Annotated in this window: 11 protein-coding genes and 1 other annotated feature; of the genes, 6 read left to right on the forward strand and 5 right to left on the reverse strand. The window is 53.8% G+C overall.

The annotated features are described in order from the left end of the window. Positions 1 to 85: 85 nt before the first annotated feature. Complete coding sequence (locus tag IM304_RS15400; RefSeq protein ID WP_193356638.1) at positions 86 to 457, reverse strand: DUF2799 domain-containing protein; 372 nt, start codon at positions 455 to 457, stop codon at positions 86 to 88. Between the two features lie 211 nt (positions 458 to 668). Here IM304_RS15400 and aroF point away from each other — a divergent pair, with 211 nt between their 5' ends. From aroF to IM304_RS15415, 3 genes are read left to right on the forward strand one after another with little or no spacing between them, the layout of a single operon-like run. Further along, positions 669 to 1,739 carry a 3-deoxy-7-phosphoheptulonate synthase AroF gene (gene aroF, locus IM304_RS15405; protein WP_006811632.1) on the forward strand — a complete coding sequence of 357 codons (1,071 nt, stop codon included), beginning with the start codon at positions 669 to 671 and terminating at the stop codon, positions 1,737 to 1,739. Positions 1,740 to 1,749: 10 nt separating this feature from the next. Further along, positions 1,750 to 2,871: a bifunctional chorismate mutase/prephenate dehydrogenase gene (gene tyrA, locus IM304_RS15410; protein WP_193356637.1), complete on the forward strand. Its 1,122-nt coding sequence runs from the start codon at positions 1,750 to 1,752 to the stop codon at positions 2,869 to 2,871. A gap of 60 nt (positions 2,872 to 2,931) precedes the next feature. Beyond that, the gene (locus IM304_RS15415) at positions 2,932 to 3,804 is read left to right on the forward strand and encodes an SMP-30/gluconolactonase/LRE family protein (RefSeq protein WP_193356636.1); all 873 of its coding nucleotides are present in this window, start codon (positions 2,932 to 2,934) and stop codon (positions 3,802 to 3,804) included. Here IM304_RS15415 and pheA read toward each other — a convergent pair. The 4 genes from pheA to bamD all read right to left on the reverse strand — a co-directional run bounded on the left by pheA (position 3,801) and on the right by bamD (position 6,566). Then, a complete protein-coding gene (pheA, locus tag IM304_RS15420) occupies positions 3,801 to 4,961 on the reverse strand; it encodes a bifunctional chorismate mutase/prephenate dehydratase (protein ID WP_176609713.1) in 1,161 nt (386 codons plus the stop codon). The genes IM304_RS15415 and pheA overlap by 4 nt on opposite strands. A 28-nt stretch (positions 4,962 to 4,989) precedes the next feature. After that, positions 4,990 to 5,115, reverse strand: a sequence feature (Phe leader region). Further along, positions 5,067 to 5,114, reverse strand: coding sequence for a pheA operon leader peptide PheL (pheL, locus tag IM304_RS15425; protein ID WP_100229775.1), 48 nt, complete (start codon positions 5,112 to 5,114; stop codon positions 5,067 to 5,069). (Overlaps the previous feature by 48 nt.) Positions 5,116 to 5,218: 103 nt before the next feature. Next, complete coding sequence (raiA, locus tag IM304_RS15430; protein ID WP_006811628.1) at positions 5,219 to 5,560, reverse strand: ribosome-associated translation inhibitor RaiA; 342 nt, start codon at positions 5,558 to 5,560, stop codon at positions 5,219 to 5,221. A 268-nt stretch (positions 5,561 to 5,828) separates the two neighbouring features. Continuing rightward, entirely contained in the window at positions 5,829 to 6,566 is a 738-nt protein-coding gene (gene bamD / locus IM304_RS15435) for an outer membrane protein assembly factor BamD (protein WP_193356635.1), read from the reverse strand. Between the two features lie 131 nt (positions 6,567 to 6,697). Between bamD and rluD the strand changes: the two genes are divergently transcribed. The 3 genes from rluD to clpB all read left to right on the forward strand — a co-directional run bounded on the left by rluD (position 6,698) and on the right by clpB (position 11,109). Continuing rightward, positions 6,698 to 7,678, forward strand: a complete 981-nt coding sequence (rluD, locus tag IM304_RS15440; RefSeq protein WP_193356634.1) for a 23S rRNA pseudouridine(1911/1915/1917) synthase RluD — start codon at positions 6,698 to 6,700, stop codon at positions 7,676 to 7,678. Then, complete coding sequence (gene yfiH / locus IM304_RS15445) at positions 7,675 to 8,406, forward strand: purine nucleoside phosphorylase YfiH (protein WP_148421517.1); 732 nt, start codon at positions 7,675 to 7,677, stop codon at positions 8,404 to 8,406. The genes rluD and yfiH overlap by 4 nt, the downstream gene beginning before the upstream one ends. Before the next feature lie 129 nt (positions 8,407 to 8,535). Further along, on the forward strand, positions 8,536 to 11,109 hold the full coding sequence (gene clpB, locus IM304_RS15450; RefSeq protein WP_193356633.1) for an ATP-dependent chaperone ClpB: 2,574 nt from the start codon (positions 8,536 to 8,538) through the stop codon (positions 11,107 to 11,109). Positions 11,110 to 11,456: the final 347 nt, after the last annotated feature.

Raw genomic sequence — 11,456 nt, forward strand, 5'->3', positions numbered from 1 at the left:
AAAGTCGTCATTATGTCAGAAATATCCCCGGGTTGACCTAAGCTAAATCTCATGCGTGCTTATATTCCGGAGAATTGAGATAGGCTCAATTAAGCCTGGTGGAACTTATGCTTTTATCCATTCCCGTTTGCCATGAATCGTGCAGCCTGGCAGCATTCTCCGTGTTGGCACAGCTGGCAGGGAATGATTTTCCCGCTAATCCCCATGCGTGAATAAAGCCTTCTTCACATATTTTTTTCTGTCCGTCGGCGTAGCCTCGGAGATATTCAGCCCGATCCACCTGCGGGTCGTTAAAACTATCGGCCAGCGTCTGGTTATCTTTAACCGGAACGCCGTTCATGGCGTCTTCTTTACCTGCGCTGAACCAGTCCGGGCTGGTCCAGTGGGGCTGGAAGGTATAAGGATCGATCTGACAACCCGATAAAATCAGCAGCAGCATCAGAGCAAATGGACGCATAGCGTGTCTCCTTTTTTTGAGCATAGCCTGGCTTAACTCTCCAGGTATGTAATTTTATATTTACGATTGTGCGCATTTTTTTCGCAATTATTTGCTTTGTGTAAAGTAAAGTGTACGTATTTTGGATTGAAATCTTTACTTGTTATGGTATCGTTGTTCCACCTCATTGAGGACATCCACTATCGCAAACGAGTTTTACAGGATCGCAATCATGCAAAAAGACGCGCTGAACAACGTACATATCACTGACGAACAGGTTTTAATTACTCCGGATCAGCTGAAAGCAGAATTCCCGCTGAGCGTTGCGCAGGAGGCGCAGATTGAGCACTCGCGCCAGACCATCTCTGACATCATCGCGGGTCGCGATCCGCGCCTGCTGGTGGTATGCGGCCCTTGCTCGATTCACGATCCTGAAACCGCCATTGAGTACGCACGTCGATTTAAAGCATTAGCGGAGGAGGTCAGCGATAGCCTCTATCTGGTGATGCGCGTCTATTTTGAAAAGCCACGCACCACGGTTGGCTGGAAAGGGCTGATTAACGATCCGCACATGGATGGCTCGTTTGACGTGGAGGCAGGGCTGAAGATTGCGCGTCGCCTGCTGGTGGAGCTGGTGAGCATGGGGTTGCCGCTGGCAACCGAAGCGCTGGATCCGAACAGCCCGCAGTACCTCGGCGACCTGTTCAGCTGGTCTGCGATTGGTGCACGTACAACCGAATCACAAACCCACCGCGAGATGGCCTCTGGCCTGTCTATGCCGGTTGGTTTTAAAAACGGCACCGACGGTAGCCTCGCTACGGCGATTAACGCCATGCGTGCGGCCGCCATGCCGCACCGTTTTGTCGGTATTAACCAGGCGGGCCAGGTTTGCCTGCTGCAAACCCAGGGTAACCCGGACGGACATGTGATCCTGCGCGGCGGTAAAGCGCCAAACTACAGCCCGGCGGATGTTGCGCAGTGTGAAAAAGAGATGGAACAGGCGGGACTGCGCCCGGCGCTGATGGTAGATTGCAGTCATGGCAATTCCAATAAAGATTACCGTCGCCAGCCTGCGGTTGCAGAATCTGTGATTGCCCAGATTAAAGATGGCAACCGTTCAATTATCGGTTTGATGATTGAGAGTAACATTCATGAAGGTAATCAGTCATCGGAACAGCCGCGCAGCGCGATGAAGCCCGGCGTCTCCGTAACGGATGCCTGCATCAGCTGGGAAACCACCGATGCGCTGCTGCGTGAGATCCACAAAGATTTGAACGGCCAGCTGGCGACGCGTCTGGCTTAAGAGGGTAGTTATGGTTGCTGAATTGACCGCATTACGCGATCAAATAGATGAAGTGGATAAGGCGCTGCTGGATCTTCTGGCACGCCGCATGGCGCTGGTAGCTGAGGTCGGCGAGGTTAAAAGCAAATACGGCCTGCCGATTTACGTCCCGGAGCGCGAGGCCTCCATGCTCGCCTCCCGTCGCAAAGAGGCGCAGGCGCTGGGCGTTTCTCCGGATTTGATTGAGGATGTCCTGCGTCGCGTTATGCGCGAGTCCTATTCCAGCGAAAACGATAAAGGCTTCAAAACCCTCTGTCCTTCGCTGCGCCCGGTGGTTATCGTCGGCGGCGGCGGTCAGATGGGCCGTCTGTTTGAAAAAATGCTGACGCTTTCTGGCTACCAGGTACGCATTCTGGAAAAAGGGGACTGGGAGCATGCCCCGGAACTCATGAAAGATGCCGGAATGGTTATCGTCAGCGTGCCGATCCACGTCACGGAACAGATCATCGGGAAGCTTCCTCCTTTACCGGATGATTGCATTCTGGTGGATCTGGCTTCCGTCAAAAATGGTCCGCTGCAGGCAATGCTGGCTGCGCATACCGGCCCGGTGCTTGGGTTACACCCGATGTTTGGCCCGGACAGCGGCAGCCTGGCGAAGCAGGTGGTGGTTTACTGTGACGGACGGCAGCCGGAAGCCTATCAGTGGTTCCTGGAACAAATTCAGGTCTGGGGCGCTCGCTTGCACCGCATTAGCGCAGTAGAGCACGACCAGAACATGGCCTTCATTCAGGCGCTGCGCCACTTTGCGACCTTTGCCTATGGGCTGCATCTGGCGGAAGAAAATGTTCAGCTTGAACAACTGCTGGCACTTTCCTCGCCAATCTACCGCCTGGAGCTGGCGATGGTCGGGCGTCTGTTTGCGCAGGATCCGCAGCTTTATGCCGACATTATCATGTCGTCTGAAAATAATCTGGCGCTGATCAAACGCTACTATCAGCGTTTTGGCGAAGCCATCACCTTGCTGGAGCACGGCGACAAGCAGGCCTTTATCGACAGCTTCCGTAAGGTGGAGCACTGGTTCGGCGATTACGCCACGCGTTTCCAGAGTGAAAGCCGCACGCTGTTGCGCCAGGCAAATGACAGTCGCCAGTAATCCGATGATGTATATACTGAAAGCCAGCAATGCTGGCTTTTTTCATTTTGGGGAACTGTCATGGCTGAACCGCAGCTGCTGTTGAACTACACCGGGCATCTGCCCGAATGCCCGACGTGGAGCGCAGAAGAGAAGGCGCTTTACTGGGCGGATATTCTGGAAGGGGAGATCCATCGCTATCATCTGCCTACCGCAGAGCATACGGTGCTCTCATTTCATGAAGAAGTGGGGTGTTTTGCCCTGCGTGAGCGCGGCGGCTTTATCGTCGCGATGCGTAACGCTATCTGGCTGGCCGATAAACACGGCCTGCTCCAGCGTAAGGTATGTGATAACCCGTCCAACCCTCAGCTTGCGCGGTTTAACGATGGCGGAACCGATCGGCAGGGGCGCTTTTACGCGGGCACGTTCTGGGGACCGGGAGATTATAACGGCGCCATGCTGATGCGTATCGACAACGATCTGACGCCGAAGGTGATCCAGTGCGACATTCACGGGCATAACGGCTTAGCGTTTAGCCCGGACGAGCAGTGGATGTTTACCTCAGACACGCCAAACGGTGTGATCTACCGTACGCCGCTGGATGAGTCTGGCGAACCCGGTAAGCGCGAAGCGTTTCGCCGGTTTAGCGAGGGGGAGGGCATACCCGACGGTGCGGCAATGGATGAGGAAGGATGCTACTGGAGCGCGCTGTTTGACGGCTGGCGGATAGCGCGATTTTCACCGCAGGGAGAACAGCTGGAAGAGTACCGGCTGCCGGTACGCTGCCCGACGATGGTCTGCTTTGGCGGGGACGATATGAAAACGCTGTTTATCACCACCACGCGGGAAAATATGGAGGCGGAGGAGCTGGCGAAATATCCCCTTTCCGGCGCCATCTTCACCCTGCCGGTTAATGTGGCAGGGATGAAGAAAAGCCGCTTTATCGAACGTTAAGCCGGGTCAACCGGGACCACGTTTTCGCTCGGATAGCAGCCCAGCACTTTCATCGAACGGGTGATCTCGCCCAGTTCGCGCAGGGCTTTCTGCATGGATGCAGATTCCAGATTAGCCTGCACGTCGAGATAAAACATCTCTTCCCACGGATTGCCATGAATAGGGCGCGATTCCAGCTTCGTCATGATCAGGTTGTGGTTGCGCAGTACCAGCAGCGCTTCTACCAGCGCCCCTGCCTGCTGGCCGGTCGCCATCAGCAGGGTAGTTTTAGCCGGAACCTGATCTGACACGTTGATGGCCTTGCGGGCCAGAACAATGAAACGGGTGATGTTCTGAGTCTGGTTTGCCAGATTACGCTCCAGCACCTGCAGGCCATACAGCGCGCCGCCCGCTTCGCTACCGAGTGCAGCGACGGCAGGAGAGTTTGCCTGCGCTACTTTTTCCATCGCCGCCGAGGTACTTTCGGTGTACTCAATTTTCCAGTTCGGATAGCGGTTCAGGAACTGGCTGCACTGCTGGAACGGCTGCGGATGGCTGTAAACCGTTTCGATCTGATGCAAATCGGTTGAGCCGGAAACCAGCACGCAGTGGTCGATAGGGATAGTCAACTCGCCTACCAGCGACAGGCTGGTATGCTGAAGCAGATCGTAAACATCATTGATGGCGCCGGAACTGGTGTTCTCAATGGGCACCACGGCGTAATCGGCCTGGCCGGTTTCGACCTGATTGAAAATATCGGCAAATTTCGCGCAGCCGCTCTCAATAAACTCCTCGAAATGGCGGGCCGCGTACTGGCGCGCCGCCAGGTGCGAATAGGAGCCTTTCGGGCCGAGAAAGGCAATACGAGCAGAGTGCGGGTTGGTTTTGTTCAGATGCTGCTGGAGCAGGGCCTGCTGAGTCAGAACGGAATCTTCGATGATGAGCTGGAACAGGCGAGTGATGTAGTGAGCATCCAGATGATGTGCTTTACCGAGCTGAATCAACCGTTCCAGTAAATCGCGCTCGCGATCGATATCGCGCACTGGCCGATGGGAGTCCAGCTTGGCTTTACCCACTTCAATGGCCAGAGAACGGCGTTCAGCCAGCAGGGCCAGTAATTTTTCGTCAAGCGCGCTGATTTTTACGCGTAAATCCAGTAGCGGGTTTTCCGGTGTCATAGTGTTGCCTGTCTCATTTTATCGTTATCAAAAAAAGGCCTCCCGGTTGGGGAGGCCTTGTTGTTCGTCTTCGCATTCTTTATCACACGACGAAACGCCTCCCGGTCAGGGGAAGGTAAAAAAGAATGCGAAGAAAAACGGCGTCTGTTTCATGGGGTCATCCTGAAATTGATATCGTTAAAGTACCTGTACTGTTTTAATCCTGTCAATAAAAAACGCGCCCGGAGGCGCGTTGTCGGTACACTCAATTTAAAGGATTACTCTTCTTCAACTTCTTCCGCGAAGCTGGCGTCTTTCACCGATGTTGTGGCGCGACGGGCTTCACCTTTGTGTTGCACTTTATTGAGCTGCCGTTCCAGCTTGTTGATCAAATCGTTAATTGCGGTGTACATATCCTCGTGTTTTGCGCTGGCGACCAGATGGCCGTTTGGAGTATTGATAGTTGCATCAGCGACGAAACCCTGTGGCTCCTTGGACAGGATGATATGTGGATTAATCAAATGTGTTTGCCATTTATCCAGTTTGGCGAGACGGTCTGCGACGTGCTGGCGGATTGCCGGAGTAATTTCCATTTGTTTACTGGTAATGTTCATTGTCATAAATTTTACCTCTTGTCTTTCCGTCTTGGTGATTCCAGCATACCCGACCTAATGTCAAAATGTGTGATTTAGATCACGTTATTTTGTCGGTTTTTGTCAGGGAATCTTTTTTGTGAGGCAGGGCAGGAAGAGGCGAGATTTACCTTGTCGAACCCAGAATTTACGGTCATAGTTGACAGGATGTGTTGAGGCTAAACCGCTTCAGCTGAGGTCTGGAATGTATACAAAAACGGCAGCCATCGGGCTGCCGTTTTGCTTTGAAGCGGAATCAGGTGTTGTTGCTGTTCGCGGCGATGATTTTCGCGACTTTGTCAGCCTGAGCGGTCATCTGCATTTCACGATAGGCGTTTTCCATCAGCTTCAGGCCATCACGCGTTGCCTGCGTATCCGGATAATCACGCAGCATGCCTTCCACACGGTTAACCACGGCAACCCATGCGCCACGGCGGGTGTAGTATTCCGCTACGGAGTATTCATACTTCGCCAGGCGATTTTTCAGGAACACCAGACGCTTGGTGGCATCGGTAATGTACTGGCTGTTCGGATAGCTACGTACCAGCTTTGAGAAGTCATTGAAAGCATCACGCGCGTGCTGCGGGTCACGGTCAGAACGATCCACCCCGAAGAAGCCCTGTAGTGCGCTGTCATCCAGCGCCATGTTGGTCAGGCCGCGCATGTACATCACATAATCGATGTTAGGATGGGTAGGGTTCAGACGCATGAAACGATCGATAGTAGCCTGAGCCAAAGGCAGATCGGCATTTTTGTAGTAGGCATAGATAAGATCTAACTGTACCTGCTGCGAATACGGACCAAATGGATAGCGATTATCCAACGCTTCCAGTTGCGTTATCGCCTGTTTCCAGTTACCGTCCTGCAACTTTTGTTGTGCAGTCGCATAGATTTCATTCGGCGGATTGTCAGGGACCTGTTCATTCGAACCGGAGCAGCCCACCAAAGCCAGGCTCAACGTGGCCGCTGCCACCAGATATTTCATGCGCGTCATGACGTTTTGACTTTCCTCAAATGTTTGTCCGGGAGAAACTCAGTTCCTGCTCCCGATTAAGACCAGCTACAATAGCACACTATATTAAACGGCAAAGCCGTAAAACCCAACGTTAAACGAAGAAGCAGTTTATGGCACAACGAGTAGAACTCACCGCAACAGTCTCCGAAAATCAGCTCGGTCAACGCTTAGATCAGGCTTTGGCCGAATTGTTCCCTGATTATTCGCGTTCACGCATAAAAGAATGGATCCTTGACCAGCGTGTGCTGGTAAACGGCAAGGTTTGGGACAAACCAAAAGAGAAAGTGTTTGGTGGGGAAGCTGTCGCCATCAATGCTGAAATCGAAGAGGAAGTCCGCTTCGAGCCGCAGGATATCCCCCTGAACATCGTCTATGAAGATGACGACATTCTGGTCATCAACAAGCCGCGTGACTTTGTTGTTCACCCGGGAGCGGGTAATCCTGATGGTACGGTACTGAACGCACTCCTCCATTATTATCCGCCAATAGCGGACGTACCGCGCGCCGGTATCGTTCACCGTCTGGATAAAGACACCACCGGCCTGATGGTGGTGGCGAAAACGGTCCCGGCTCAGACTCGCCTGGTAGAATCTTTGCAGCTGCGCGAAATTACCCGCGAGTATGAAGCGGTGGCGATTGGTCATATGACCGCTGGCGGCACGGTTGAAGAGCCAATCAGCCGTCACCCTACCAAACGTACTCATATGTCCGTGCATCCAATGGGTAAACCTGCCGTCACGCATTACCGCATCATGGAGCATTTCCGCATTCATACGCGTCTGCGTCTGCGTCTGGAAACCGGACGTACTCACCAGATCCGCGTGCATATGGCGCACATTACCCATCCGCTGGTGGGCGATCCGGTGTACGGCGGTCGTCCGCGTCCGCCAAAGGGGGCGTCGGAAGAATTTATCTCCGTGCTGCGCAAATTCGATCGCCAGGCCCTGCATGCAACCATGCTGCGTCTTTACCACCCAATTACCGGTATTCAGATGGAATGGCATGCGCCGATCCCGCAGGATATGGTGGAACTTATCGACGCGATGCGCGCGGATTTCGAAGAACATAAGGATCACGTGGACTGGTTATGACCAAGCTGATTGTCCCGGAGTGGCCGCTGCCTGAGGGTGTGGCTGCCTGTAGTTCAACCCGCATCGGTGGCGTGAGCCAGGGCGCATGGGCGTCTCTAAACCTTGGCGCACACTGTGGCGATAACCCGGAGCACGTTGAAGAGAACCGTAAGCGCCTCTTTGCTGCCGGAAATCTGCCTTCAAAACCGGTCTGGCTTGAGCAGGTGCATGGCAAAGCGGTACTGACGCTGTCCGGGGAACCGTATGCGTCTAAACGTGCCGATGCCTCATACAGTAATATTCCGGGAACGGTTTGCGCGGTAATGACCGCCGATTGCCTGCCCGTGTTGTTTTGCAACCAGGCGGGCACGGAAGTGGCTGCGGCGCACGCCGGCTGGCGTGGCCTGTGCGAAGGCGTGCTGGAAGAGACCGTCGCCTGCTTCCAGGACAATCCCGCTAACATCATTGCCTGGCTTGGCCCGGCGATTGGACCTCGCGCGTTTGAGGTGGGGCCAGAGGTGCGCGAAGCCTTTATGGAAAAAGATGCTCAGGCGGCTAATGCGTTTGTGGCTTCCGGCGATAAATATCTGGCCGATATTTATCAGCTTGCCCGCCAACGGTTAAACAATGTCGGCGTAACGCAGATCTTTGGCGGCGATCGCTGTACCTTCACCGAAAACGATGATTTCTTCTCCTATCGCCGCGACAAGACCACGGGTCGTATGGCAAGTTTCATTTGGCTGATATAACCTATAGAATCAAGACGATCCGGCACGCGCTGTTTTCTTTTCACATAATTCAGATCATTAACCTTGAATAATTGAGGGATGACCTCATTTAATCTCCAGTAGCAAATTTGACCTGTTATGGGAGGAGTTATGCGTCTGGATCGTCTTACTAATAAATTCCAGCTTGCTCTCGCCGATGCCCAGTCCCTCGCACTGGGGCACGACAACCAATTTATCGAACCTCTTCATTTAATGAGCGCCTTGCTGAATCAGGAAGGGGGATCGGTACGTCCTTTATTAACGTCCGCTGGCATTAATGCCGGCCAGTTACGCACCGCCATCGATCAGGCGCTGAGTCGTTTACCGCAGGTGGAAGGTACCGGCGGCGACGTGCAGCCGTCACAGGATCTGGTGCGCGTGCTGAACCTTTGCGACAAGCTGGCGCAAAAGCGTGGGGACAATTTTATTTCGTCAGAGCTGTTTGTTCTGGCGGCGCTTGAATCACGCGGTACCTTGACCGACCTGCTGAAATCTGCCGGCGCTACCACCGCCAACGTGACTCAGGCGATTGAGAAAATGCGTGGAGGTGAAAGCGTGAACGATCAGGGAGCCGAAGACCAACGTCAGGCTTTGAAGAAATTTACGGTCGATCTGACCGAACGTGCCGAGCAGGGCAAGCTTGACCCGGTGATCGGCCGTGACGAAGAAATTCGCCGTACTATTCAGGTATTGCAGCGTCGTACCAAAAATAACCCGGTGCTGATTGGTGAGCCCGGCGTTGGTAAAACCGCCATCGTTGAAGGGCTGGCGCAGCGTATCGTTAATGGTGAAGTGCCGGAAGGGCTGAAGGGCCGCCGCGTGCTGGCACTGGATATGGGCGCGCTGGTGGCCGGGGCGAAGTATCGCGGCGAGTTCGAAGAGCGTCTGAAAGGCGTGCTGAACGATCTGGCAAAACAGGAAGGTAACGTCATCCTGTTTATCGACGAACTGCATACCATGGTCGGGGCCGGTAAAGCTGACGGCGCAATGGATGCCGGGAACATGCTGAAACCTGCGCTGGCGCGTGGTGAACTTCACTGCGTTGGTGCCACCACGCTGGACGAGTATCGTCAGTACATTGAAAAAGATGCCGCGCTGGAGCGCCGTTTCCAGAAGGTGTTTGTTGCTGAGCCAAGCGTAGAAGATACCATCGCGATCCTGCGTGGTCTGAAAGAGCGTTATGAACTGCACCACCATGTGCAGATTACTGACCCGGCCATCGTTGCGGCGGCGACGCTTTCGCATCGTTATATCGCTGACCGCCAGCTGCCGGATAAAGCAATCGACCTTATTGATGAAGCCGCGTCCAGCATCCGTATGCAGATTGACTCGAAACCGGAAGAGCTGGACCGACTCGATCGCCGCATCATTCAGCTCAAGCTGGAACAGCAGGCGCTGAACAAAGAGTCTGATGAAGCGAGTAAGAAACGCCTGGATATGCTCAACGAAGAGCTGGAAGAGAAAGAGCGCCAGTATTCTGAGTTAGAAGAAGAGTGGAAAGCCGAGAAAGCGTCGCTTTCTGGCACCCAGACGATCAAGGCGGAGCTGGAACAGGCGAAAATTGCCATTGAGCAGGCGCGCCGCGTAGGTGATTTGGCGCGGATGTCCGAGTTGCAGTACGGCAAAATTCCTGAACTGGAAAAACAGCTTGAGATTGCCACGCAGTCGGAAGGCAAAACCATGCGTCTGCTGCGTAATAAAGTGACGGATGCTGAGATTGCCGAAGTGCTGGCGCGCTGGACCGGTATCCCCGTTGCCCGCATGATGGAAAGCGAACGTGAGAAACTGCTGCGCATGGAGCAGGATCTGCACCAGCGCGTGATTGGTCAGAACGAGGCCGTTGAGGCGGTTTCCAACGCCATTCGTCGTAGTCGCGCGGGGCTGTCCGATCCAAACCGCCCAATCGGTTCGTTCCTGTTCCTGGGGCCAACCGGTGTCGGTAAAACCGAGCTGTGTAAAGCGCTGGCTAACTTTATGTTCGACAGCGATGACGCGATGGTGCGTATCGATATGTCCGAGTTTATGGAAAAACACTCCGTCTCGCGTCTGGTTGGCGCACCTCCAGGATATGTCGGCTATGAAGAGGGCGGTTACCTGACGGAAGCGGTGCGTCGTCGTCCTTATTCCGTCATCCTGCTGGATGAGGTGGAGAAGGCGCACCCTGACGTGTTCAACATCCTGTTGCAGGTACTGGATGATGGTCGTCTGACGGACGGGCAAGGCAGAACGGTCGACTTCCGTAATACGGTGGTAATCATGACTTCGAACCTGGGTTCCGATTTGATTCAGGAACGCTTCGGTGAGCTGGATTACAGCCATATGAAGGACCTGGTACTGGGGGTAGTCAGCCAAAACTTCCGTCCGGAGTTCATCAACCGTATTGATGAAGTCGTGGTGTTCCATCCGCTGGGTGAGAAACACATTGCGTCGATTGCACAGATCCAGCTGCAGCGTCTGTATAAACGTCTTGAAGAGCGTGGTTATGAAATCCACATCTCCGATGATGCGCTGAAGCTGCTGAGCGCGAATGGTTACGATCCTGTTTATGGCGCGCGTCCATTAAAACGTGCAATCCAGCAGCAGATCGAAAACCCGCTGGCGCAGCAAATCCTCTCCGGGGAGCTGGTTCCGGGCAAAGTTATCCGACTGGAAGCCAACGACGATCGAATTGTGGCAGTGCAGTAAGTCACAAAACGCAAAAACGGGCCGCTTGCGGCTCGTTTTTGTTTAAAAACCAGGCGAGAATTGAGTTCTGGGATGCGTTTTGCCTGGAAAATGAGCAGTCAGTAAATAATTTTCACTTTATCCTTGCAGCTTCGGAATTACTCCCTATAATGCGCCTCCACTGACACGGAACAACGGCACGCAAGCCGCCGGGTCAGCAGAGAAAAGCAAAATAATCGCTTGACTCTGAAGCGGGAAAGCGTAATATGCACACCCCGCGCCGCAGCGAAAAACGAAGCGGCACTGCTCTTTAACAATTTATCAGACAATCTGTGTGGGCACTCAAAGTGACATGGATTCTTAACGTC

The organism is Enterobacter cloacae complex sp. P40C2, from assembly GCF_014930695.1.
GTDB classification, from domain to species: domain Bacteria; phylum Pseudomonadota; class Gammaproteobacteria; order Enterobacterales; family Enterobacteriaceae; genus Enterobacter; species Enterobacter pasteurii.